At 46.5% G+C, this 25,233-nt stretch carries 22 protein-coding genes and 1 pseudogene; 12 read left to right on the top strand and 11 right to left on the bottom strand.

What is annotated here, in order from left to right; genetic code table 11:
* Window positions 1-11 precede the first annotated feature (11 nt).
* On the top strand, window positions 12-635 hold the full coding sequence (locus QT984_RS07735) for a TenA family protein (RefSeq protein ID WP_333058642.1): 624 nt from the start codon (window positions 12-14) through the stop codon (window positions 633-635).
* Window positions 636-673: 38 nt separating this feature from the next.
* Here QT984_RS07735 and QT984_RS07730 read toward each other — a convergent pair whose 3' ends face one another.
* Window positions 674-829 (bottom strand): hypothetical protein, encoded by a 156-nt coding sequence (locus QT984_RS07730; protein WP_333318583.1) that lies wholly within the window; start codon window positions 827-829, stop codon window positions 674-676.
* A 515-nt stretch (window positions 830-1,344) separates the two neighbouring features.
* On the bottom strand, window positions 1,345-2,637 hold the full coding sequence (locus tag QT984_RS07725) for a pentapeptide repeat-containing protein (protein WP_333057454.1): 1,293 nt from the start codon (window positions 2,635-2,637) through the stop codon (window positions 1,345-1,347).
* Window positions 2,638-2,756: 119 nt separating this feature from the next.
* Here QT984_RS07725 and QT984_RS07720 point away from each other — a divergent pair.
* A pseudogene (locus tag QT984_RS07720) lies at window positions 2,757-3,212 on the top strand (aspartyl protease).
* A 469-nt stretch (window positions 3,213-3,681) separates the two neighbouring features.
* Here the strand turns inward: QT984_RS07720 and QT984_RS07715 are convergent.
* Together QT984_RS07715 and QT984_RS07710 are read right to left on the bottom strand one after the other, a co-directional pair.
* Entirely contained in the window at window positions 3,682-4,194 is a 513-nt protein-coding gene (locus QT984_RS07715) for a DUF1648 domain-containing protein (protein WP_333057456.1), read from the bottom strand.
* A 20-nt stretch (window positions 4,195-4,214) separates the two neighbouring features.
* Window positions 4,215-5,438, bottom strand: a complete 1,224-nt coding sequence (locus QT984_RS07710; protein ID WP_333057457.1) for an RNA-guided endonuclease TnpB family protein — start codon at window positions 5,436-5,438, stop codon at window positions 4,215-4,217.
* A gap of 242 nt (window positions 5,439-5,680) precedes the next feature.
* On the opposite strand from QT984_RS07710, the gene def reads away from it, so the two are divergent.
* From def to QT984_RS07695, 3 genes are all read left to right on the top strand, one after another.
* Window positions 5,681-6,241, top strand: coding sequence for a peptide deformylase (gene def, locus QT984_RS07705; RefSeq protein ID WP_333057458.1), 561 nt, complete (start codon window positions 5,681-5,683; stop codon window positions 6,239-6,241).
* Entirely contained in the window at window positions 6,241-6,441 is a 201-nt protein-coding gene (locus QT984_RS07700) for a hypothetical protein (protein WP_199292547.1), read from the top strand. The genes def and QT984_RS07700 overlap by 1 nt, the downstream gene beginning before the upstream one ends.
* 177 nt (window positions 6,442-6,618) lie before the next feature.
* Window positions 6,619-7,956 (top strand): PrsW family glutamic-type intramembrane protease, encoded by a 1,338-nt coding sequence (locus tag QT984_RS07695; protein WP_333234155.1) that lies wholly within the window; start codon window positions 6,619-6,621, stop codon window positions 7,954-7,956.
* A gap of 36 nt (window positions 7,957-7,992) precedes the next feature.
* Here the strand turns inward: QT984_RS07695 and QT984_RS07690 are convergent, their stop codons facing one another.
* A complete protein-coding gene (locus tag QT984_RS07690) occupies window positions 7,993-8,676 on the bottom strand; it encodes a PEP-CTERM sorting domain-containing protein (RefSeq protein ID WP_333211481.1) in 684 nt (227 codons plus the stop codon).
* A 511-nt stretch (window positions 8,677-9,187) separates the two neighbouring features.
* Between QT984_RS07690 and QT984_RS07685 the strand changes: the two genes are divergently transcribed.
* Window positions 9,188-10,240 (top strand): Gfo/Idh/MocA family oxidoreductase, encoded by a 1,053-nt coding sequence (locus QT984_RS07685; RefSeq protein WP_333057462.1) that lies wholly within the window; start codon window positions 9,188-9,190, stop codon window positions 10,238-10,240.
* 575 nt (window positions 10,241-10,815) lie between these two features.
* Here the strand turns inward: QT984_RS07685 and QT984_RS07680 are convergent.
* Window positions 10,816-11,811 carry a GDSL-type esterase/lipase family protein gene (locus QT984_RS07680; protein ID WP_333057463.1) on the bottom strand — a complete coding sequence of 332 codons (996 nt, stop codon included), beginning with the start codon at window positions 11,809-11,811 and terminating at the stop codon, window positions 10,816-10,818.
* A gap of 521 nt (window positions 11,812-12,332) precedes the next feature.
* Here QT984_RS07680 and btpA point away from each other — a divergent pair.
* From btpA to QT984_RS07660, 4 genes are all read left to right on the top strand, one after another.
* Window positions 12,333-13,220: a photosystem I biogenesis protein BtpA gene (gene btpA, locus QT984_RS07675; protein ID WP_333057464.1), complete on the top strand. Its 888-nt coding sequence runs from the start codon at window positions 12,333-12,335 to the stop codon at window positions 13,218-13,220.
* 93 nt (window positions 13,221-13,313) lie between these two features.
* Window positions 13,314-14,237, top strand: coding sequence for a vitamin K epoxide reductase family protein (locus tag QT984_RS07670; RefSeq protein WP_333057495.1), 924 nt, complete (start codon window positions 13,314-13,316; stop codon window positions 14,235-14,237).
* Between the two features lie 653 nt (window positions 14,238-14,890).
* Window positions 14,891-17,026: a CHASE2 domain-containing protein gene (locus QT984_RS07665; protein WP_333234156.1), complete on the top strand. Its 2,136-nt coding sequence runs from the start codon at window positions 14,891-14,893 to the stop codon at window positions 17,024-17,026.
* Between the two features lie 760 nt (window positions 17,027-17,786).
* On the top strand, window positions 17,787-18,047 hold the full coding sequence (locus QT984_RS07660) for a hypothetical protein (protein WP_333243778.1): 261 nt from the start codon (window positions 17,787-17,789) through the stop codon (window positions 18,045-18,047).
* 21 nt (window positions 18,048-18,068) lie between these two features.
* Here QT984_RS07660 and nadB read toward each other — a convergent pair whose 3' ends face one another.
* The 4 genes from nadB to QT984_RS07640 all read right to left on the bottom strand — a co-directional run bounded on the left by nadB (window position 18,069) and on the right by QT984_RS07640 (window position 22,025).
* On the bottom strand, window positions 18,069-19,721 hold the full coding sequence (gene nadB / locus QT984_RS07655; RefSeq protein ID WP_333057468.1) for an L-aspartate oxidase: 1,653 nt from the start codon (window positions 19,719-19,721) through the stop codon (window positions 18,069-18,071).
* Between the two features lie 308 nt (window positions 19,722-20,029).
* Window positions 20,030-20,464, bottom strand: coding sequence for a photosystem II complex extrinsic protein PsbU (psbU, locus tag QT984_RS07650; protein WP_333057469.1), 435 nt, complete (start codon window positions 20,462-20,464; stop codon window positions 20,030-20,032).
* A gap of 255 nt (window positions 20,465-20,719) precedes the next feature.
* The gene (locus tag QT984_RS07645; protein ID WP_333057470.1) at window positions 20,720-21,706 is read right to left on the bottom strand and encodes an adenylate/guanylate cyclase domain-containing protein; all 987 of its coding nucleotides are present in this window, start codon (window positions 21,704-21,706) and stop codon (window positions 20,720-20,722) included.
* Between the two features lie 88 nt (window positions 21,707-21,794).
* Entirely contained in the window at window positions 21,795-22,025 is a 231-nt protein-coding gene (locus QT984_RS07640; protein WP_333057471.1) for a hypothetical protein, read from the bottom strand.
* A gap of 194 nt (window positions 22,026-22,219) precedes the next feature.
* Here QT984_RS07640 and hisF point away from each other — a divergent pair, with 194 nt between their 5' ends.
* Both hisF and QT984_RS07630 read left to right on the top strand, forming a co-directional pair.
* Window positions 22,220-23,011, top strand: a complete 792-nt coding sequence (gene hisF, locus QT984_RS07635; RefSeq protein WP_333057472.1) for an imidazole glycerol phosphate synthase subunit HisF — start codon at window positions 22,220-22,222, stop codon at window positions 23,009-23,011.
* Window positions 23,012-23,444: 433 nt separating this feature from the next.
* Entirely contained in the window at window positions 23,445-23,786 is a 342-nt protein-coding gene (locus tag QT984_RS07630) for a low temperature-induced protein (protein WP_333057473.1), read from the top strand.
* A 161-nt stretch (window positions 23,787-23,947) separates the two neighbouring features.
* Here QT984_RS07630 and QT984_RS07625 read toward each other — a convergent pair whose 3' ends face one another.
* Window positions 23,948-24,964, bottom strand: a complete 1,017-nt coding sequence (locus tag QT984_RS07625) for a sulfate/molybdate ABC transporter ATP-binding protein (RefSeq protein ID WP_333211490.1) — start codon at window positions 24,962-24,964, stop codon at window positions 23,948-23,950.
* Window positions 24,965-25,233: the final 269 nt, after the last annotated feature.

Genomic DNA, 25,233 nt, shown 5'->3' with positions numbered 1-25,233 from the left:
TTCAAAATTGCATGACAAATTCCAATTATCTTTGGCAAGCAAATCAAGACTTAAGCGAAGCTTGTCTGCAACATCCCTTTGTCAGAGGCATTGCTGACGGCAGCCTCCCCCAAAATAGTTTTGCATATTACGTTGCACAAGACGCATTTTTTCTGGGAGCCTTCGCTCGCGCTTATAGTATCGCTGCGGCAAAAGCACCCGACTGGGAGGGGTTTGAAATTCTCCACAATCTCGGTAGTGGCGTTTTAGAAGAACTTCGTTTGCATCAAGGATATGCAGCCAAATGGGGTGTAAACTTGCAAGAGGCAAAACCGGGAATCGCTACCCGCCGCTACACAGATTTTTTATTAGCGACAGCCTGGGGGAGTGGTGTAGGTTTGACAGTAGCCGCCATGACTCCTTGCTTGCGGTTGTATGCTTTTTTGGGACAGCAGCTAGCTAAACCTAATATACCGGAACACGCCTTTAGCGACTGGATTTCGACCTATAGCAGCTCGGATTTTGAGATTTTAGCAAAACGGCTGGAAAGTTTGGTCGATCGCTACGCCGAAGCTACGCCGGAAGTAGAAGCAACCTATCGCTACGCTATGCTATGCGAAAGAGACTTTTTTCAGGCAGCTTGGGAAATAGAGTAAATTAAGTTTGTGCAAAAAATATGGAAAACTATCTTAAGCTACCTACACGCAGTAAATTTAACAGCCATGTACAGCAGGAATGTAGCCAATACTGTCATAACAGCATATCCCCAACGAGGGTGACTACTCAACACTAAACCGAGTCCGATGGAGAGCGATACAATGCCGTAAGCGTAGCGATGAAGCGATTGCATAACACTGGAGTTGAGCAGTAGCGCTAAAGAGCAAAAGCCGAAATAGACGACTGTAATGCTCAGCCTTTTTCGCCCATACCACAACAAATAGCTACCGCCCAAATCAGAGCAACTTTACTAACAGCTTGCAACCACCAATAATGCAAGCAAAAATGCCCAACTATTAATGAGTATCCCTGCTAATTTTACTTGCATTCCAAAAGTCGTGAAGCCGCGCATAAGCAAAGGAAACAGCGGATAAAAAGCCCCAGAATGCTGATGCCCATCATCTGCATAGCTGTAGCCTAAATTAGCGATTTATATGTGCCATTTACCGTCCCATCAGGAAGCATATAGCAGCGACAAAAATGAATTATTCCCGGCTTTTGGATCGCTCCAAGCGCGGAATTACTTCTAACCCTAAATCAGTATTTGTCATTGCTAAAACAGCGAAAGACTGTAGATTTAAAATTAAAGTGTAGTCCGCTGCCGAGCGATCGCCAAATATATACGTAAGTACAGCCGTACAGCTAATTTTAACGTCCGAGTTTATTGGGAATCCCTTCGCAGCCGCCGGGAATAGTCTCTCTCGACTTCGAGCCGCACCAAGCGCAGCAGTAATAGCGCTGATCCTCCGACAGCCGCTTGACACCGGTGAAATCAACACGTTCCACTACAGCGCCAGTATGTTCGCCTGTTTGATAGTTGGGAAATTCGGTACGGCTGCGGGGGGATGCAGTTTGTGCCGAGCCGTAGAATAATGCGGCGGCTCTCATGTCAGCGCGAGCGAGATTGGCGTCGTACAAGACAGCGCGCGAGAGGTTGGCTTTCACTAAATCGCACTTGCTGAGATTGGCGCGGACGAGGTTGGCTTCGCTCAAATCCGTCCACCGCAAATCGGTGCCAGCCAGGTCAGCACCCGCTAACATGACATTGAGATCGATAACGCGGATACCGTGATCTCTATCTTCAGCGTAGCCGCCGTCGCCGTCAAGGATGGGGCGGCCTAAAAGCCGATCGCGCTTCAGCGGAGTAACCAATCTCGACTGCGACAAAAACCGCAGAATTTTAGCTTTACCTTCAGCATCTACACTGCTCATAATCGCAGCGGTGCGGCCTTCTGCGATCGCCCTTTCCTGCGGCCAGTCTTCCAAAAACCCTTGTTCGTCAAGGGCTAAGTCGGAAACCCCTTGAAAATAAGCATCGATCGTTTGCTGCTGCGTAATTCGATTTTGCTGAATAGTCAAATCTTTCGAGATCACGTACTGCCGCCAAGCCACATAAACGCCCAAAATTGCGATCAAAATTTGGCCCAAAGCGCCGATCAACTCGCCGAGAGCGCCGATGGCGTCCCAGTTGATTTGGATGTTGCGGCTTCCCGGTTCAGTATTACTACCGCTGAGCATCAGCAAGCCAACAATCCCAGCTAAAAGACCAAAGCAAGCGACGATCAGCGTGCGCCAAGTTGGCGGAATTACCTGTACCCAGATTTTGCCCCAACTCGGCCACATTAGCCGCAGCGATATGCCGATCGCACCGACGGCGCCAATTAAGCCCAGCCAAATGTTGTCATTGGCGAGCCCAAAAATCATCGCTGCGATCAACCCCAGCGTCAGCACTGACCCCGACTTCTCAGTAGTCGTTTGTTCCGGCTGCTGCGACAAAAAAACCTTGCGAGTAGGAGGCGGCGGCACCGGTTTTTCCGGTTCAGCAGTAACGACGATTGTCCCTGATTCTGGTGGCACAGTAGGGCTCGCACCGTTCTGACTTTCTACAGTCACGTTAGACTCAGGGCGATTGGGTTGAGAAGAGTTGTTTTCTGGTGTCATGCGTTGAGGCAAATTCTAATTTTAGCCGGTCACTAAAACGATTTTAACTAACCAAGCAGGATTCTAGATAATATTACAATATAAATCTCCACTAATTACACTCAAACAGGTAACATAATATGACACTGGTGCTGCCTAATCTGCAAGAAAAACAAAGGGGTCAAGTTGTTACAACAATCGCCGTCACGAATCGCATCGATCTAGTTATGGCTGAACGGGGATTTATTTTTGCTGAGGAAGTTCGCTCTGTTACCCTCGATAACGTTGTTGTCGATACTGGAGCAACTCTGCTTTCCTTGCCCGCTCCCATTATTAGCCAACTAGGTTTAAGACTCGTAGGAGAAAGAGATGTAGAAACATCGGCTGGCATCACAAAAAGTCGAATTTTTGCAGGAGTTCAAATTATTGTAGAGGGGAGAGAAGGCAGATTTGATTGTTGAGAATTGCCCGAAGGCGTTTCTGCTGTTTTGTTGGGCGTGATTCCAATGGAAGAACTAGGGTTAGAACCAGATTTGAAAAATCGACAGTTGCGAGTATTGCCGATGAACAATCAGCAAACATATCTGATGGGTTAGTTGAGATGCGTTTACCGTAGCACAAACCTCTCACCTGTGATTCCTATCATGTCCAGTCAATCGATTTTAGATTTTAGATTTTAGATTTTAGAATTGAAGGATTGAAGTATTGAAGTATTGAAGTATTGAAGTATTGAAGTATCGATTTTAGATTTTAAATTTTAAATTTTAAATTTTAGAATTGAAGTATTTACCTACGGATAAATTCGGGGAGGGAAGTTTATCGGCTACAGGTTTTTTATTTCTCCACGGATGAATCCGGGGGCTTGTATCCTGGATGCTTTCGGTCAATTAGCCACAATCAAAAATGTTTGTATTTAGGACTAAAATTTTGATAAAAAATTGAGTAATAAATTCCTCATTACCAAGTAATTTTCTTTGTTTTTGATATAAGAGATATTATTAATATCGGTAAAAAAATGACAAAACAACATGGTTTTTGGGTAAATACAAGTGTTTTGCCCTACATCTAGCGAGCAGAATAAGCCTTGAGCAAATACACGCCTACCGTCGAAAAAATCAAAACAACTAACCCTAAAAGTAACTCGATACTAAACCTTTGAGCATTGCCCAAAGCGACAAGAATTTGCTGCCGCACCACAAACGCCAACAGCCAGCAAATCTCCGCCTTCAGCCAAACCAAAAGGCCTCGCGCCAACAGATATTGGCGGTGAGCGTTCTCAGAAGTAATCCGTACCGGATAATTAAAAGTATGCGGATAGCGCGATATTGCAGTTAAAACCGCAAAAATAATGGCAGCCACAGCCGGCACGATCCAAATCGTTACCTTGTCGCCCCAAGCATCAGCCAGCCCCCCCAAGCCGAAATGAATCGGAATTCGATCGGGCAAAACCGCCCAAAACTTGACGATGAGCAAAACAGCCAGCAAAAGCGCGATCGCACCTAAAAGCTCTACCGCCACTAAAACGGGCGAAAGTCCCAGAGAAATAATCGGCCGTTGGTTTGGTGCGTTTCCAGTCATGGCTACGTGAACTACCCACACTAAATCGAAACGATTATAGTGTGGGCTTCTAACATCACAGAGGAATGCCTCAGAACAGACTTGCGTCCCATCTTTGGTCTTACTTCCCCTCCGTTAGCAAAAACGGCTGCTCCATCCGTCTGTAATATCCTGATGCCTTCCGCTCTAATGTTTGTTGCGGCGTTACCATCACGGTCATGACGAGTACCGCAATTAGGACAAGTCCACTCCCTAACATCAAGCGGTAACTTATCAATCTGGTAATAGCAATTAGAGCAGAGCTTGGAGCTGGGGAACCAGCGGTCAGTCTCAACCAACTTGCCACCTTTTTTCTCTAGCTTGTAAGCTAGGAAATTGATAAAGATTCCCCATCCCACATCAGATATGGCTTTAGCTAAATTGTGATTGCGTACCATGCCTTTGACATTAAGATTCTCTACTACGACAACTTGGTTTTCATTGACGAGCTTTCGCGAAAGCTTATGTAGAAAATCCTGACGGGATTTAGTTACCCGTTCGTACACTTTAGCTACCGTCTTTTTAGCTTGGTTCCTTGAATTACTTCCTTTCTGTTTTTTAGCTAGCTTTTGTTGCTTGCGTTTGAGGTTTTTCTCGTGTTTGGCTAGATGCTTAGGGCGATCATACTTAGAGACTTTGCAGCCATTGCTCGTAATAGCAAAATGAGTCAATCCCAAGTCAATTCCAATTACTTTGCCGACCGTTGAAACAGTCGGATTGTCGCCTTCACTCTCCGTCAATATTGAGGCAAAGTATTTCCCAGAAGGATTTAAACTAACCGTAACGGTTTTGATTTTTCCTTCTATGTTCCTGTGCAACTTGGCTTTAACTTTGCCGACCTTGCCAGGAAACTGAACAAACCCATCAAGTACCTTGACATTTTGAGGATACTGAATCGATTGCTTATCATGCTTTGACTTGTAGCGCGGGAACCTAGCACGACCTGCAAAAAAGTTTTTATAGGCGGTTGTGAGGTGGAGCGTTGTTGCTTGCAAAACTTGGCTGTAACATTCAGACAACCAAAGTGTTTCTTCGGCTTTCTTGAGTTTTGGTAAAAAGGCATTGAGTGCTGACTGACCAAGGCTTTTACCCGTTTCTTTATAAGTCTCAATTGACTTATTTAGACCATAGTTCCACCACCATCTGGCACAGCCAAAGTGCTGAGACAGTAGAGCTTGTTGCTCTAATGTTGGATAAAGTCGAACCTTGATGGCAGTATGCAGCATCTCATTACCTCCTTACTGTATTATACACATTCCAGTAAAATATCTACAAAAATAAAGATTTGGAGATTTCCGTACCTACAATCTCCCTGCCTTTCATCCCGCCCCTAAACTGGGTACAGTTATAGCGGGGGACTTCCCAGCAAGGAGTTAAAATTAGATTAATATTGAAAATAATAGTATTGGTTCCAATTTCATTCCCCAACAGCTTTCGTTGGGGGTTTCCAAACATCCCGCGAGGTTCTATGACGGTTCAGGTCTTGATTGAAAAGAAAAAGTTAGAAAAACCGCCCCTAACAATACACACATTAGGCGATCGCGTCCTGCGGCAGCCAGCCAAGCGCGTCAAAAGCGTCGATGCAGAAATTCGGCAGCTAGTCCGAGAAATGCTGCAAACCATGTACAGTGCGGATGGTATCGGTTTGGCCGCCCCCCAAGTCGGAGTCCACAAACAAGTAATCGTGCTCGACTGCGACCCGGAAAACCCTGCCACACCCCCAATGGTTTTGATCAACCCCACCATCAAAAGTAGCAGCGGCGATATCTGCATCTTGCAAGAAGGGTGTTTGAGCATTCCGGGAGTTTATTTAGAAGTCAAACGCCCAGAAGTCATTGAAGTCTCCTACCGCGACGAATACGGCCGCCCACAAACCCTGATAGCAACAGACTTACTGTCGAGAGCAATTCAGCACGAAATGGATCACCTCAACGGAGTGCTGTTTGTAGACAGAGTAGAAAACAAGCTCGCACTGAATGAAGCATTAGTCAAGCAGAAATTTTCGCCAAAGGCAGTAAAATCAGTATGATGGCAGGAACTCCGAAAAGTGGTTTACTATTAGCTCTTTCGTGCATCACTGCGATCGCGGCAGTCGGCTCAATTTTTGAGCTCTCATCGGGAGAAGCTCAGCTTGGCAATTTAGTCACGGGCATCATCCTCGCCCTGAGCGTACCGCTAACTGGCATATTTTTCTATGCAGCCGTTCAGGATGCCAGGGCAAATCTATAAGCAGAGTTATTAGTCATTAGTCATTAGTCAGCAGTTATTAGTAATTAGTAATTAGTAATTAGTCAGCAGCTAACAACCAATAACTGTGGAATAAAGACTGCTCAAAAATAACATCAGCTAACAGCTCGCGAGCTCATGATTAATGACTAATGACTAATGACTAATGACTCATAACTCATGACTAATGAAATCGGATTTCTGCGACAAGTGCCAGCCCAAGACGCTGTGGGAACCCCAGTATCCAAGTACCAACTTTCTGAAGAAGGGGAATTGGTTATCGGACGCGATCGCAATTGTCAAATAACTTTAGAGTCGATCGCCCACGGCATGGTTTCCCGTCGCCACGCCATGATCCGTCCCCTAACCCAGGGTACTTTGACGAGATGGGAAATTTGCGACCTTAACAGCGCTAACGGAACTTATATCAACGGAAAAAAGCTCTCTGGCTGCCAAACTTTAGAAACAGGCGATCGCATCAGTCTCGGTCTTGACGGCCCTGAATTTATATTTGAATCTCCCGTCACCCCTTACCAAAATCAACCCGGATTAAGCTCACCACAAACGGGCAATTTTGCTGGTATCGAAAAAGACGCTCTCACTTTAACTCAATTATTCCCGATCGCCTCCACGGGCAAACAATTAAGCCAAAAAGCTTACTTATATCCAGGTATCGCCACAGTTATTGTTGTCGTTTCGATGTTTGTCGCCGTTGGCAATTCCGCAGCATTCAACTTGCTGCTGTCAGCTTACCTCGCCGGTGCGGCTTACTACTTTATCTATCAACTGTGTGGCAAACACAAGCCTTGGTGGGTATTGCTTGGTTCGGCTTTAGCTACAGTCCTGATTGTGATCAGCCCCTTATTAATTGGATTTATATTAGTATTTAGAGAAATTTTGCCCGGCCGTCTGCCAATCGAAGGCGAAACAATCAGTTTTTTGCCTTTTTTGACCAGAATGTTTTTCGGGGCGGGTCTAATGGAAGAATTGCTGAAAGCCCTGCCCGTTTTGGGAGCAATGTTGCTGGGAAATTGGCTGAAAAATCCGTGGCGCGATCGAATCGGCGTGTGGGAACCTTTAGACGGAATTCTGTTAGGAAGTGCCTCAGCAGTCGGCTTTACACTGTTAGAAACTCTGGGACAGTACGTTCCCAATGTCATCCAAAATGTCACTCTGCAAGCAGGGCCCGACGCCGGACAATTAGTAGGATTGCAGTTGCTAATTCCCCGGATTTTGGGTTCCGCCGCCGGACATATGGCTTACAGCGGCTATTTGGGATATTTTATCGGTTTGAGCGCCCTCAAACCCAGGAAGCGGTGGCAAATTTTGGGCGTAGGTTATTTCAGTGCTTCGGCACTTCACGCTTTGTGGAATGCGTCGGGAGCAGCCAGCGTACTTTTGCTGGCGTTGGTGGGAGTTTTGTCCTATGCGTTTTTGGTAGCTGCGATTTTGAAAGCCAGAGCTCTGTCTCCGAATCGAGAGCAAAATTTTGCCACGAGAATATTTTCTGAAAAGTGACTGCTGACTGGTTAATTGTTGAGGTGCGATCGCACTTCAAACTGCCATTTTTTTCTTGTGTTTTAACCAGCTTAAACCTGCCAATGCTAAAGCTGTCCCCCCAGCAGTGAGAGGTTCGGGAACAGGTTCGGGTTCGGTATTCACTAAAGTGTAAGAAACCTCGGCATTGGGGGAGATATATCTAGAGTATATAACATAGCTGTCGGTGACGATCGATCCATCGTCTATATATGATTGATAGTTCACCTGTCTGTGTACTACCTCCCTACTCCACGAGCCAGAGGTAACTCCGATAGACCAATATGCCCTGCCCTCAACCCTCAAGAAAAAAGGCCCTCCTGGTTCGTCTGGAGGACTGATATAGTCTCTTATCGCACCGTCGCCGCCGCTGGCTTGCACTCCGAGAAACTGCCCTTCACGAAATACAGCTCGAACCCCTGCCAAATTATCATATTCTTTTGTGCTTCCCAACTCGGGAAAAGTAAAACCGTACATTCTTCCCTCGGAAACTGTCCCCTCGGAAATTCCTTCAATGTCTATTCCTGTAAGCAAGGAGTTATCCACCTTTAAAAAACCGCTACCTTGACCGTCAAAATTGATATTGTAGGTGAGTACGGCGGCTTGTGCTTTGTCTACTCCTGCTAATGACACCGCTGAAAACAAACTTAAAATTGTGCTAGCGATCGCACTTCCTAATCTGGGTCTTAGTTTTTGACACATTGTTTTTTTTATTAGGCTTTAGGTAAGTCTAGTTTATGGTAGTGAGCGATCGCCCGTAATTATCCCCATTCTTAAAGTAAATTTTTTTGAATTCAAAGATTGCGGAATGTAAATAACCGAACTAATACGGATGCGTCATCTGTTGTATTTGTATAATTTCTGACTTTCACTATTACTTTTGAACACAAACCAGAAAAATGTTTGATCGTAATCGCCAAATATTCCGACGGGTTTGTGTTGTTGTTGCTATGCTGCCGACGATCGTCCCGATACATATACACACTTAATAAAATTTGTCAATACGCAATTTCCAGATATTTTACCCCAGTATTCTCTCCTTGTGTATGATTCGCTTCTGCTTAATTGCCCGATGCGATAATCGCAACTGAACTTAGAAATTCTTCACAAATAGTTTGACTGTGGTACTATCTGGATGGCTGTGAGTAGCTGAGGGAAGCCAAGGGGCTTGATTCCTGTGGTGGTGGAGGAGAATCCAGGAGTGCTAGATAGGATGTCATTGGGATACGCAAACGTTTTCGGCCAGCGAAGTCAACCTGAACCCCTCCGCATTGGGGTGATTGGGGTTGGCAATATGGGCCAGCATCACACGCGAGTTCTGAGCTTGCTAAAAGATATCGAACTCGTCGGTGTTGCCGACATAAATGTAGAGCGGGGAATAGATGTAGCAAGCAAATACCGGGTTCGCTTCTTTGAAGACTACCGAGATTTGCTCGCCCACGTAGATGCAGTTTGCGTCGCCGTTCCAACTCGCCTGCATCACCCTGTGGGGATGTCTTGTCTCCAAGCGGGTGTTCACGTTTTAATTGAAAAGCCGATCGCGGCTAGCATTGCCGAAGCCGAATCTTTGGTCAACGCGGCTGCTGAGGCCCACCGGATTTTACAAGTGGGTCACATCGAGCGCTTCAATCCAGCTTTTCAGGAACTCGGCAAAGTGCTGAAAACTGAAGAGTTACTGGCATTGGAAGCTCACCGGATGAGTCCCTATTCCCAGCGGGCTAACGACGTATCGGTAGTTTTGGATTTAATGATCCACGACATCGACTTGCTCCTGGAATTGGCAGATTCCCAAGTAGTGAAGCTGACGGCCAGCGGCAGCAGGGCATCAGATTCAGGTTATTTAGACTACGTGACAGCGACGTTGAACTTTGCTAACGGCATTGTCGCCACCCTGACTGCCAGTAAGGTGACGCACCGCAAACTCCGTTCAATCGTGGCTCACTGCAAAAATTCTCTGACAGAGGCAGATTTTCTCAACAACGAAATCTTGATTCACCGGCAAACAACCGCCAATTATGTGACGGATTACGGTCAGGTGCTTTACCGTCAAGATGGGTTGATCGAGAAAGTTTACACCAGCAATATTGAACCGCTCCACGCAGAATTGGAGCATTTTATTAATTGCGTGCGGGGTGGAAATCAGCCTTCTGTGGGAGGAGAACAAGCTCTCAAAGCTCTGCGGCTTGCCAGTTCGATCGAGCAAATGGCTCTCGACGGTCAAGCTTGGTATCCGAAAGAGCTAGAGTCTACTTTGCAAGTTAGCTAAATCGAGACAAATCTTGTCGTTTCCGGGTGCTTTTACAGTTTGGGTTTGTTGTTTGTTGAAGAGAATAACTGTTCCCATGCAACCGGATTCGATGTCAGCCGATTTGACATTTGAGACGGGGGCGCGAGCATTTCGGCGAGCGCGAGCATCGAGCCGCGCTCACTCGATTCGCGCGAGCGTCGAAGGATTTTAGACTTTAGATTGACTCTGCAGATGAATCTGGGGGCTTGAACTAAGGTTTAAATTTTTTTGCTCTCCACAACACGAGTCGGGGGCAATTGTCCGTCTTGAGGTGAGGTTAGGATTTATCAGAAAATTCGGTTGAAAACCCTGTCCTTGTAGGACGGCTTTTTTCCATTGTTAAGTAAAATAACAAATCCATCTTAACAAATGAAGATGGTAGAATAACCAAATCAGACAAGATGTAAAAACCTACCCCCGGACTGGGGGAAAGTCTACGCCCAAAACATTTTTGAGGAGATATGACTACGCACTCTTTTGTGCCCAGAGTAGTCAGCCTGGGAACCCTAGCTATAGGGATATTAAGACTGAAATGTCTTAAGAATCCCCGTGCCTTAAGGCCGGAGAGTGTCAAGCCAAAAAAGAGCGGCTATTTGACGACTGATGGTTTTGCTAACTAGCTGATTTCCTTGAGGGCTCAGGTGAATGCTGTCTCGATACAAAGTGGGAAATTCGGCCGCACAATTGAAAATGGGAAGAAAATCTATGTAAGTAATTTTCTCTGTTTCTACGAGTTCGGCGAGACGCGCTCTAGCTTTGACTTCCCAGTCGCGAGGGCCCGGGCAGCCGAGTTCGCCCCGCTTGGGCGTGACGGCTAGCAAAAACTCAATGTTGGCGGATACAGCTATTTTCTGGATTTGGCGAATAGCCTCTAAGTTGCAGCCTACTACATCGCCGCTTGTGGCTCCTGGTGCTGCCAATTGGGGAGTCGGCACAGCAGGTAGCAGATAGCGGCTCAATAACTCTAGGGTAGCCGATCGGGGTTTGCGATCCGGGTAAGAGCGATCGCGCCCCACAACCAGATCGCAAGGAGCCGATGCAAACAAATCGTCCGTATTGAGCAGCAAAACCAAAGCCTTTGCCCCAAAAACACCGAACCGCTTGGCGTAAGCAAGTTGATTCCTCGGCCCCCAAGAATTGGCTGAGGCGTTGAGAACTTCAAAATTTAAATAGTTGACTTGTGAACCTAATTGTGCATCGCTCGCCAGATGCTGTACTTGCAGTCTCAAATTCCGAGCCATAATTTCCGAGATCGTATCTGTCTGATGTGTCCACCAACCGCCGTTGGCGACAGAATCTCCCAACAGCAAGACGCGCAGAGTTTCTGGAGGGGCGATCGGGGCGATCGCTCCAGTACGCATCGAATACTCGTTAATCTCAATCCGGTTGCCCAAGCGACGCACCTTCTGGTTGGGCGCCAACAAATAGCCGCACTCGGCATCGGCAATATAAATCAAGGGATTACCAAAACCCAGCAGCACCCGCAGCAGCACTTCGATTGCCGCCCCCAATCCGGAGGTGACAGCCAAAATTATGAGAACAACTTTCACCACTTAACCTCGATAGAGAAGGAAAAACCCCTGCCGACACCAAGGTATAAAAAAGAATGCAACTGCAGTCAAGCTTTCAACCCCGATTGTAGTCAGCAGATTTTAGATTAAAGATTAAAGATTAAAGCATTGACCGAAAGCATCCAGGATACAAGCCCCCGGATTCATTCCGAAAGCAGACTCAGGACCCAGAAATAAAAAACCTGTATCCGATAAACAAGGGCCCGAATTTATCTCGCGCAAGTCAATGCTTCAATTCTTTAATCTAAAATCTAAAATCTAAAATCTAAAATCGATTGACTCCTGTCTACAAGCAAGTATCCGTCTTTGAGTGAGGTGAGGTCGCCTTTGTAAAATCTAAAATCTAAAATCTAAAATCTAAACTGTTATGGCTGCGGGCTTTGAGCAACTTGGCGACCCGATTAAGTCAACCGAATCGCCCCCGTCGATATAGAATTCTAGAATATACCGTCAAAATCCGCCGTCAGCCGTCAGTGAACTTGGTGGTTTCAGGAAAATCCGTGGACTTAAAACAAATATTCAAAACGCCGAATCCCATAATCGGTGTCGTACATTTACAGCCTTTGCCAACTTCTCCCCGCTGGGGCGGAAACCTCAAAGCTATTATCGGAAGAGCCGAGCAAGAGGCTACAGCGCTGGCTTCTGGTGGCGCAAACGGTATCATTGTCGAGAACTTTTTCGACGCTCCTTTTGCCAAAGACAGCGTAGATCCGGCTGTGGTAAGTGCCATGACTCTGGTAGTTGAGAGGCTAACAAATCTCGTGACGCTGCCGATCGGCGTTAACGTGCTGCGAAACGACGCCCACAGCGCGATCGCCATCGCCTCCTGCACAGGAGCTCAATTCATCCGCGTCAACGTCCTCAACGGCATCATGGCTACAGACCAAGGCTTAATTGAAGGCCAAGCTCACCAGCTACTGCGCTACCGCCGGGAATTGGGCAGCGATGTCAAAATATTAGCAGACGTGTTAGTCAAGCACGGGCGACCCCTAGGCAGCCCCAACTTGACCACAGCCGTCCAAGAGACGATCGGGCGCGCTTTAGCCGACGCCGTAATCCTTTCCGGCTGGACAACTGGTAGCCCTCCCAATCTCGAAGACTTAGAACTCGCGAGTGCTGCTGCTGCTGGAATTCCAGTTTTCATCGGCAGCGGCGCCTCGTGGGAAAACATTTCCACCCTCATGCAGGCCGCTGACGGCGTAATCGTATCGAGTTCCCTGAAACGAAACGGCCGCATCGAGCAGCCCATCGATCCGATCCGCGTCAGTCAGTTTGTAGAAGCTGCCCGTCGCAGCTTGTCACAGAAAGAGCCCGAACAGGAAAATAGAGATGCTAATGGCTCAAGAGGGCCCACACCGGAACCGGGCAAAGTCACAAGTAAAACGTAAAATAGGAATTGTTGACTGTTGGCAGTAGTCATCAGTCATCAGTCATCAGTCATCAGTCAACAATTCCCAATTCCCAAATTACCAAATCAAAAAATGATTCGCCGACGTTCAACCCCTTGGATTCATCGCTGGTCTCGGACTGTGATGGCAGCGATCGCAGCCATAGGCGTCGTAGAAACGGCCTATCTCACGATCGCTAAATTCACCAATGGCTCGGTCATTTGTCCCACCAGCGGCTGCGACAAAGTTCTTAACAGTCCCTACGCCACAGTCTTTGGTACAGTGCCTTTAAGTTTGTTAGGCTGTCTGGCTTACCTGAGCATAGCAATCCTGGCATTGGCTCCCAAAGCTGTAAATCCCGCCACCAAGAAAGGACTGCACTCTCAACTAGAAAACAAAACTTGGCAAGCGCTATTTATCATCACCGCTGCGATGGTAATTTTCAGCAGCTATTTGATGTATTTGATGGCTTTTGAAATTCAGGAACTGTGCATTTACTGCGTCACTTCTGCCTTATTTGCGCTGTCGCTGTTTGTACTGGTGCTAGTCGGGCGCGAGTGGGAAGATATCGGGCAGTTGGTGTTTACAGGCATTTTGGTGGCAATGGTGAGTTCGATCGGCGCCTTGGGACTTTATAACAGCGTCAAATCACCTCCTCCTATTGTCTCTACCCCCGGACTTGCACCCCCTGCCGTCACTACCACCTCCGGCCCGGCCGAAATGGCTTTGGCCCGCCACCTCCGACAAATCGGCGCTAAAGAGTACGGCGCTTACTGGTGTCCCCACTGCCACGACCAAAAAATGCTGTTCGGCAAAGAAGCAGCCAAAATAATTGATTATTTTGAATGCGATCCCAGGGGGCAAAATTCCCGCGCCCAAATTTGCCAAGCGGCGGCTGCGAATGTTAAAGGTTTCCCCACTTGGGAGATTAATGGTCAGTTTTATGCAGGGACACAATCTTTGGATAAACTCGCTGATTTATCGGGTTACACCGGCCCCCGCACCTTTCAAAACTGACAGGAAAGTTGGAGATTATAGATGACAGATTTTAGATTGATTGGCCGGAAATATCCTGGTTTTTAACTTAGTTTATCGTTGGCTCCTGCGGCGAAATTAATCTAAAATCTCGCATCTATAATCAATAAAAAAATAGTAAAAATTAGTTACAACGAAAAACTTTAAAACAATTTGTGGCTCTCTAAGCTGTTCGGCATTTAAAGGGCTTGCGTAAGGTGCGTCAGCATCTAAGGTTTTCGGTTTCAGCGTAAGGGTTATAGCTGACGCACCCTACTAGCCTCGTTACTGGTTTAAATGCTCCACAGCTTAGTATTTAGAGCAGCGAATAAATACTAGAACTTTTACACAAAAACGCCAGAAACCGGGTTTCTGCTTCCAGAATGATTGTTGAAATGACATATTTTGGTGGCGAAACCCGGTTTCTGCTGTTGCAGCCCGATCGCACCGAAAAACTAAAAAATTGGATAATCTAAAATCTAAAATCGACTCGCTCGCACCGAAAAACCAAAAAATTGGATAATCTAAAATTTAAAATCTAAAATCTAAAATCGACTCGCTCGCACCGAAAAACCAAAAAATTGGATAATCTAAAATCTAAAATCTAAAATCGACTCGCCCCGGAGATGTAAAACCTATACGTAGTAGTAGTTTAGATGCTCACAGGGCGAAGCCCAAATCCCCAAAATATGCTAGAAACTATCAAAAAATGGGTCGATCGAGAACGCCGAGTATTGATTACTGCGAGTGCCGTTGCTAGTACGGTCATTTTAATGCGCTGGTTCGGATGTTTTCAGGTGTGGGAATGGGCTGCTTTCGACCAATTTGTGCGCTGGCGGCCGGCCGAACCCATTGACTCGCGCATCGTCATTGTAGAAATTAAGGAAGCTGACTTGCAAAAATACGGCTACCCAATTTCGGATGCTGTCTTGGCCCAATTGCTGCAAAAATTGCACGCTGGCAAGCCGCGGGCGATCGGCCTCGACATTTACCGAGATTTGCCAACTCAACCGGGTAACGCCGAATTGCTCAAAACTTTTAAAACTATTCCCAACTTAATCGGCATTGAATTGATGCCAGACGAAACCAGGTTGGGAGTTCGCCCACCTCCGGTACTTGAGGCGCTAGATCGAATTGGTTTCAACAACGTTGTCATCGACGCTGACTCAAAAGTGCGGCGAACTTTGCTCTACGCTTGGCCCGGAGACGGCAAAACTCATCAAAGTTTCGCACTCAGACTGGCTTTGCTTTACCTCAAAAGCGAAGGGATTTCGCCTCAACCAGCAAGAGTCAATCCTACATACTTGCAGTTAGGCAAGGGGGTTTTTCGGCCTTTTCAACCGAATGACGGTGCTTACGTTCGATCGGACAGCCGTGGCTATCAAATTTTGACCAACCTGCGCGGCCCACGAGGCAGTTTTCGCACTGCATCGATGAGCGATGTGTTATCTGGCACCGTACCTGCTGATTTTGTACGATCGCGCATTGTCTTGATCGGCTCAAATGCCCCCAGCCTCAAAGACTTTTACCAAAATTCTTACAGTTCCGGTTGGTTTAGTCCTCCCCAACAAATACCGGGAGTCGAGCTTCAGGCTCATTTCTTGAGCCAAATTTTGAGTGCAGCCATCGACGGGCGCGGGGGTATCAATGTCTGGCCAGAGGCTGCGGAGTTGCTGTGGATTTTGCTGTGGTCTTGGGCGGGAGCAAATGTGAGTTGGAATTTGCGATCGCTTGGTCGATCGGCTTACTGTTTATTAAGTATCTGTCTAGGTCTGAGTGCCAGTTTATACTTGGTATTTTTAGCCGGTTGGTGGCTACCGTTAATTCCTCCAATCGTCAGTCTTGTGGGTTCTGGTGCTGCTGTTGTGGGTTATCTGGCTCACTTGCAAGAAGAATTAAAACGGTCTAAAGAATTTTTACAATCGCTAATCGATACAATTCCCGACCCAATTTTTGTCAAAGATAGAAATCACCGCTGCGTAGTTTTGAATCAGGCATATTGTCGGTTTATTGGCTATCCTTTAGAAATTTTAACTTGCCGAACCGATTACGATTTATTTCCCCAAGCCGAAGCCGAGATATTTTGGCAGGAAAACGAATTAGTATTTCAAACTCACCAGCCGCGAGAAAATGAAGAATATTTTACTGACGCTCACGGAATTACGCATCTAATTGCGACTAAAAGATCCCTGCATAAAGATGCTGCAGGCAACCTATTTTTAGTCGGAGCAATCAGAGATATTACCGAGCGCCAACTTCGGCAAAATGCCCTAGAACAAAAAAATGCTGAGCTCAGCCACCAAGCTTATCACGATGCTCTTACCGGTTTGCCCAACCGCCAAATGTTCTACGAATGCTTGCATCAGTCTCTAGAAATAGCCTCCAGCAATCAGGAATTGGTAGCTTTACTGTTTTTAGATTTAGATGGATTTAAGTCAATCAACGACACTCTCGGACACAATGTGGGCGATTTACTCTTAAAAAAAGTTGCCAGTCGGCTCAAAAAATGCTTGCGCGGCAGCGATACAATCTCGCGGTTGGGCGGCGACGAGTTCACAGTCATTTTGCCCGTAATTCCCGGCCGTGAGGAAGCTGCGAAAGTAGCTGAAAAAATTTGCGACGCCATTATGCAGCCTTTTATGTTAGAAGAACATACAGTTTCTGTAACTACAAGTATTGGCATTAGTTTATATCCCATTGACGGTCAAGAGCCAGAGATTTTAGTTAAGAATGCCGATGTTGCGATGTATCGTGCTAAGGAACGCGGGAAAAATCAATATCACTTTTATTAATTAAGACCAGTTAAAAACATAATACAACTGTAGGTAAATTCCCCACCCCGATATTGATAAGTCATTTATAATTATTCAATTTTTTTATCTAAAATCTCAATTACTTCAGACAAAATTTGAGCAATTTTAGGTCTCAAACCTTAATTGGGCAGTGAGGGAGATACAGCATATTCGGTGGTTCGTGAAGTACACTATAAAGCTCTATTGTTGGTACATTGTTATGTAGGGTGCGGATCTGCTCATGTTTAATGAAACTTGCAGATTGACTGGTGGCGACGCACCGATGCTTACGACCCTTGTTGTGTGTACCGCATATACATGGAATATGCTGTATTATTTCAGGCGTCCCCTGTGCAGCTAACTTCAGGAAAATAGCTTGTTGATCGAGCCTTAAACCGTAAGCTTTCTAAGCTTTTTGAAACCGTTCAAAAAAATGTTTTAAGTAGTGAAATCTCACATCTCAAATCACATAAATTTAAAGTCTCTAATCTGTCATCTGTCATTAGATAGATTTACCCCAAGATAAAACTTATGAGAGCAACTTGCCGTCTCATCTGAATGTTACAAAATATTAAAATCAATCACAACCTGAAACCAAATTCAAATCGCCAAAAGCCTTAATGTAAAAAAAATTATGTAAACTTACGAAAGTTAATTAAAGTAAATGTAAAGACATCAGTGGAAATACGGAAATTGATAGATATAATAGGTGGTACACACGTGGATCTATTGCGGTGATTGGAATAAGGCGGTGAATACTATGCGTACTTTGATTCAGCTCACAACAACGGCAACCCTGGCGGTCTGCCTGCAAGTGAATATAGTCGGCACCGCCAATGCGGCTCGACTTGCCAGCAACTCAGCTAGCAATTTCACAAAAGCCCGTAGCGCGGGCAAGATCCCGACGCCATTGACCCCCAGATTTGGGACAGTGACATCAACCTCTAGGTTTGGAAATCTCCAAAAATACGAACCAACCCCGAACGGGAACCCCGAAAGTGACGGTACGGGAACGCGCTGACCCCAAATTTTTAATAAATTTTTAATCTTCTATTCGCGGAGATTTGTACCAATTGGATTGGTTAATTAAAGTATGGCTGCACCAATCCGGATCGGTGAGGGGATAGTCCACTCGGTAATGACCGCCGCGACTTTCGGTGCGAAACGCAGCACTTTTGACAATTAAATAGCCGATATCCAATAAATTCCCAACTTCTCCCCAATTTCGCAAAATCGAGCTATTCTCCGTCTCAGTAGGGGAAAAATCAATAATTTGTCCGGGCCGTAAATTATCAAGCGTTTGACTCAAAGGCAAGGAAGCAAATTCTTGCCGCCAAATCTCAAGTTGGACGATCGCACTTTCCAAATCCCGCTGTCCCCGGCAAATGCCCGCACTCTGCCACACCAAATTCCGCAATTCAACCCGCAACCTTTCGATCGCCTCAATGTCCTGTTCAGAAATCGATTTATCCCAGATTTCCCCCGCATCTAACTCATCTGTGAGTGTTTTGGGCCTTCCATCTTCTAGCTGCAAAAGTCCCATCTGCGCCCCAAAAACCAGACATTCCAGCAGCGAATTGCTCGCCAACCGATTAGCACCGTGTACCCCCGTGCTCGCAGTTTCTCCCACCGCGTACAAACCCGGAATCGAAGTTTGGTTGAACTTGTCAGCCACAATCCCTCCCATCCAGTAATGGGCCGCGGGCGTCACCGGCACCGGTTCGGAAAAAATATCAATTCCCCAGTCAGCGCACACTTGAATAATATTGGGAAACCTGTAGCGCAGTCGATCGACCGCAATCGGGCGCAAATCCAGCCAAACATGAGGTTCCCCCGTTTTTTGTAAGTGGCGGAAAATAGCGCGACTGACAACATCCCTAGGGGCGAGTTCCCCGCTGGGGTGAGAGTCAAAAGCAAAGCGATATCCCTTACTGTCAACCAAATGAGCTCCTTCTCCCCGCACCGCTTCGCTAATGAGAAACCGAGGCGCGCCCGCTGTGCTCAGCGCCGTCGGGTGAAACTGCACAAATTCTAAATCTCGCAGCAGCGCCCCGGCGCGCCACGCAATTGCCACCCCGTCCCCGGTACTTACCGACGGATTGGTCGTTTGAGCAAAAACCTGTCCGCCGCCGCCTGTCGCCAGCACCACGGCTTTAGCTTGCAGCCACTTGACTTGTGAGCCGCAAATCGAGCTAATCCCCTGACACCGCCCGGTTTTGTCTAGCCACAGACTCAAAGCAAAGGCAGGAGATACGAGTTGAATGTTTTTGCGGCTTAATACTTTTGCTGTCAGCGTACCGATCACGGCTTTGCCCGTAGTGTCGGCGGCGTGGAGCACTCGGCGGCGGGAGTGGGCTGCTTCTAGGGTGAGGGCTAAATCTGGGCCGGTGCGATCGAATGCAACGCCCATTTTCACCAGGGAGTCGATGCAAGCACCAGCTTCCTCGACTAAAAATTTCACCGCCTCCAAATCGCAAAGACCGGCTCCTGCAGCCAGTGTATCCTGAACGTGCAGCGCTGCGGAATCTTCAGGGGCGATCGCCGCAGCAATCCCTCCTTGAGCCCAATCGCTTGCAGAAACAGGTAGGGTATTTTTATTGATCAAGCCCACCTGTAAATGCTCTGGCAGGCAGAGTGCTGTGTACAAACCCGCCGCGCCAGCACCTATTACCAATACGTCAAATTTGTCAGTCATAAGTCTGCCGCCAGTCAATTTTAGATTTTAGATTTTAGATTTTAGAATTGAGTCTACAGATGAATCTGGGGACTTGAACTAATGTCAGTCAAGGGATTTTAGATTTTAGATTTTAGATTTTAGATGAATCAGGGGAACCCGCTTATTTCAATCTAGCGAATTTGGGTCGGCTTTTGCCGAATGGTGGTTGAAAGTAAGTCTTGAGAAATTAAAGGCAGAAGTCATCAGCCTATAGAAAAAAAATCTTTTCTTTCTGCCAAATGCCTTCTGCCCAATGACTTCTGCCTTCAAATGAGACCCGCTGCTACCTAGTCGTAGAGACCATTATTCAACCGGTTGTCTCCTTCAATAAAGACTGATTCAACATCAGTTACGGTGAATTTGTCCATGTTAGCTTGCAGCAGTTTTTTCTGAGCTTCCGTCAAGTCTGAAATATTGAGTACGTCCTCAACATTTTCGTAAGGAGCATTCTTAATAATTAGTCGAGCTAAAGTGGGATACAACCCTCGAAATTCCCGAAAGTCCCGGACGGCGCTGTTGTTCAAATCAAGTTTTTTGCCGTATTCTGTGGCAAGCTTCTCATCGGCGCGATTGGTTCTAGCCGGAGCTTCAACAGCTAGGAGCGAGGATGATGGCAAGACGATACGGCTTAATGACGCCGCGATCGCGCTTTGGTCTCCAGCCCATGCAAAGCAGCCCAGCACTAAGCCCAATACTGCCAATAGACGACCCAATCGTTTCATGAAGTTTTGTCTCCCAATTTCATACACAGCATTTATGTAGAGACTACCATTTTGCTTATGCAGTTTTTCAGATAAATCCGCAATAGGTAGAGGGCTGTTATAAACTTTCCCTTGGGGTATTGACAAAGCAGATTATATATGATAATAGGTGAGTTTTAAGCATCGCAGACAAGTTTATAAAAGGCACTCCAAATTAAAAACTCGGACTGCGATTTTAAGGGGTTAATTTTTGCCCCGCACCCACTTTTCTAGCTATCAAGAACTTTTTCCTTTCGTTTTGAGAAAAGCGTTCAAGTCAGCATAAGTACCGCCGTAAGTCACGGTGGGATGGTCGTAACCCTTTAAAGCAACGGTGTGCTGCTCGAAAGCGCCCTGGGCCCCTAATTGCGTCAGATATTTGTAGGTAGTTTCTCCCACAGCGATATCCTTGCCGATTTGCTTGGTGCAAGATTCCAGGCGAAATGCTGCGTTTACAGTATCTCCCAAGGCAGTATAGTCCGATCGGTCGCTGCTGCCAGAATTTCCCACCATTGCATAACCGGTATTGATGCCGGCCCCGACTCGCAAAGGAAAAGGCAGGGGGTAACGGCTGCTGAGTTCGTCTGTTGCCTTGTGCAGTTCGCTCAAAGCTTGGCAAATCCGCATCATTTCCTCGCTGCTGACACCGCTGGTTTTGTGGAACCAGACTGCCATGATGGCATCGCCGATGTATTTGTCCACCCAACTGCCGTGTTCGCGAATGATCTGTCCTGCTTTGCGGAACCAATTGCCGATGACTTCCGAGAGGAGGGTTTCGTCTAGCTGCCTAGTCAAAACTGTAAAGTCTCGGATGTCCATTACCATGACGCTAATCAGGCTACGCACCGTCAAAGTCGCCGTAAAATCTTCAGAGTCTGTCTCGTGTATTGGATCGTGTCGGTGGCCGGCGCTTGGGTTGTAGAAGTCCAATTCGGTTTGACCGAAAATAATCCGATCGCCATTTCTGAGAGTGACAGGAATACTGACCCGCCGCCCGTTGACAAAGGAACCATTGCGGCTGCCCAAGTCGATCAGGTAGAACTCTCCTGTCTCCATTTGCTGTAACATCGCGTGATTACGGGAAATCCAGCGATCTGTCAGTACAAAATTATTGTCATCGCTCCGCCCTACTGTCCAGCAATTGCTGCCGGAGAGCGGCAAGTAGCGATTGCCGCTTTTCTCTGTACGAAGTACCAAATGTGGATTGGCTTGCAAAGTCACCACAGCCCTAAAAACGACATCAAGTCAACCGGTTTGAGGTTTTAAACTTTAAATTTTAACTTTACCGCGCGGCTTATGACTGAGATTGCTGCTAAAAAACCTCAAATCGGCCGTTCTCTAATCTAAAATTGTTTAGTCGATCGTCGATGCACCAAACCATACAGGATTGCCGAACCACAATTCGATCGCCAGCAAAGGTAGTTATGGTTCGATCATAAGCGAAATTGTCATATTTTTCACCCCACAGTTCTATCTGGGGAGTTAAATTTGGTGCTTTTTTGCTGAAAATATAACTATCTACCAATATTCTACCTAATGTCACGGCTCTCACTGCCCGCCAAATTTTATTTAGACTAACGGGGCATAAAAAACTGAAAAATGGCTCTCCGGCTCCGATCGAGAATTGTTAAACACAAGGTATCTTTAAGATTTGTTGCTTAACTTCGGGTTTTTGAAGATATCAACAAAGCCTTTTCCTCGCTGCGGCGGTCAATAAGTTGGAAATACGAGAATTTTATGTTGTCGAAAAGAATTTTGCCTTGTTTGGATGTGAAAGCCGGTCGCGTGGTCAAAGGTGTCAATTTTGTCAACCTTAAGGATGCTGGCGATCCGGTAGAAATGGCTCAGGTTTACAACGATGCCGGTGCTGACGAGTTGGTGTTTCTGGACATTACGGCGACTCACGAAGACCGGAATATTATGATCGATGTGGTGTACCGCACGGCCGATCGAGTATTTATCCCTTTGACGGTGGGCGGCGGCATCCAATCCTTAGACACCATTAAAAGTTTGTTGAGGGCGGGCGCTGATAAGGTGAGTATTAATTCGGCGGCGGTGCGCGATCCGAGTTTAATTGACAAAGCCAGCGATCGATTTGGTAATCAGTGCATTGTAGTGGCGATCGACGCTCGCAAACGGCAAGACGCAGATCGTCCTGGTTGGGACGTGTACGTGCGCGGAGGGCGAGAAAATACCGGCAAAGATGCGATCGCCTGGGCAAAGGAAGCCGAACAGCGCGGCGCCGGCGAAATTCTGGTGACAAGCATGGACTCGGACGGCACTCAAGCCGGTTACGATTTGGAATTAACTCGCAGCATTGCCGAAATGGTCGAAATTCCCGTCATTGCTTCCGGCGGCGCCGGCAACTGCCACCACATCTACGAAGCCGTGACTGAGGGGAAAGCAGAAGCTGCACTGCTAGCTTCCCTGCTGCATTACGGGCAACTCAGTGTAGGAGAAATTAAAACTTATCTAGCAAAATTTCAAGTTCCCGTGCGACAGCAGCAGCCATTAGTTATTAGTCATTAGTCAGTGGATAGTCGATCGCATCTCATATCTTGCAACATTTTTAACAAACCGCTCTGCGGGTTCACTCCAGCGCCCTCTCACGTTGCAAAGAGGCTAAATAAATCCGCCCCCACCCCACGATAAAACCAGTTACTGACATTGATACTGCTATGTGAGGCGCATCCGAAGGCACTTATAGAGAATTTTTTTGATTCTACACAAGTGCCTTCTACATAAATCTCTTGGGGCGATCGACTCCTGTCAACTAGAAATATTCCCTGAGAAGGATTTCAAATCCCAGCTTTTTCAGCTAAATATAATATGTTAGCTCAATTTGAAAGAAAGCAACGGTTGCTCTTCTCAAACTTGAGTTAAAGATTGTGCAGAATTTGAGTGAGCTTCAGCCTGTTAACAATCTTAGCGATCAAAACTTCTAAAAACGGAGAAATTTTGTATGTCTTTTATCAGCTTTAACTTCCCTGCCAAGCGTTTAGTCCGCAGTTTAATAGCTGTTTGTTTTTGTGCTTTGATGTTTGTTTCTAATGCTTTCCCCGCTTTTGCCGTTACTAGCAGCCCCACCAAAGGTGAAGACCAACTTTTAGGAATTGAAAAAGAATCTCAAGAAGCTGTACTGAAAAAACCAATGTCCTTGGAAGAAACTCAAGAAAAAGCCAGCAAAGGGCCTAACGAAGTTCAGGGAGACGCTGACATTGAAAAAATGAAAAATCCTTCCAATACACAAGCTACATCCTTTGAGCAACAAGTCAAAAAAGCTGTCAGTAAAATTAAAGACTAACTCAGCGCGCAGTAGTCAGCGGACAGTTGTCAGTAAAAAAGATTAGGGACAGGCCGCGGTGCGGTGTCCCTAATCTTTTTTTTGAAGAGACACCGCACCGGGCCACATCGTTTGAAAGGCAGTATCCAATCTAAATTTAGCTTGAGTTTTCAGAATTGCTCTTAGATGGAATAAAAAAGTGGAAAGGACTTGGCATCTTTCGGCTTTACGAACACTCTTTGCTGGGGCTGCAAGTTCAAGCTATCGAATCTTTCTCTAGTCAAATTAGCGTTTACTACTTGACCGTCATCTAAGGTTAATTCTACCTGAATTTCCCATCCCAAATGAATCAAGCGACTGATTCTTGCAGGCACTGTTGCACTATTTTCTGTAGTTTCAATTACTACGTCGTGAGGGCGCAAGAAAATCTCTGGGTTGGCTGAGTCAAAGCCGTTGTCTTGAAACATTCTGGAACTACTGGGCAATACATTGACTGGCCCGATAAAACTCATTACGAAGGCACTAGCGGGATGGTCGTAAATTTCTGCGGGTGTGCCGACTTGTTCGATTTTACCTTTATTCATGACTGTAATTCGATCGGCAACTTCCATCGCTTCTTCTTGATCGTGCGTCACAAAGACTGTGGTAACGTGAACTTCGTCGTGCAGTCGCCGCAACCAAGCGCGCAAGTCTTTGCGAACTTTGGCATCGAGAGCTCCAAAAGGTTCGTCTAGCAATAACACTTTCGGTTCCACAGCTAGGGCTCTGGCGAGGGCCACCCGCTGCCGTTGGCCCCCTGAAAGTTGCGACGGGTATCTATCGCCCAATCCTGCCAATTGCACTAAATTCAACAATTCTTCTACCCGCGATTTGACTTTCGCGGGTGGTGTTTTCTGAATTTGCAGCCCGAAAGCGATGTTTTTTCGCACTGTCATGTGCTTGAATAGCGCGTAGTGCTGAAACACGAAGCCAATTTTGCGGTCTTGGACGCTAGTATTGGTGGCATCTTGGCCTGTCAGCCAGATTTTGCCGGAGTCGGGCATTTCTAAACCCGCAATCAGTCGCAGCAGTGTAGACTTGCCGGAACCAGACGGGCCCAGCAATGCGACTAGGGAACCCGATTCAATTTCTAAGCTGACTCGATCGAGTGCTTGGAAACTGCCAAACTGTTTTGATACGTTGTCTACAACTATGCCCATGGTAGGAAGAAAGAAGAGGGAAGAGGCAGGATACAGGAAGCAAGAGGCAAGAGGCAAGAGGGAAAAATGTGAATCTCCGGTTTGTGGATAGGTTAAGGTTAGTTTTTTTATAGCACGATCGCACATCAGTTTGTTAATTTTAGGGTTTTGGCGATCGGTCAGTCGATTTTAGATTTTAGATTTTAGATTTTAGATTTACTTGCAGCGCAGTGAATCTGGAAGATGGAACTTTGGTCTAAAATTTTGAGTTCTCCAGGGCTTTGTATGGG

The organism is Microcoleus sp. Z1_B2, from assembly GCF_036700325.1.
GTDB lineage: Bacteria > Cyanobacteriota > Cyanobacteriia > Cyanobacteriales > Microcoleaceae > Microcoleus.
Note: the sequence above shows the minus strand (reverse complement) of the source record. Positions and strands in the feature narration are given on the sequence as shown.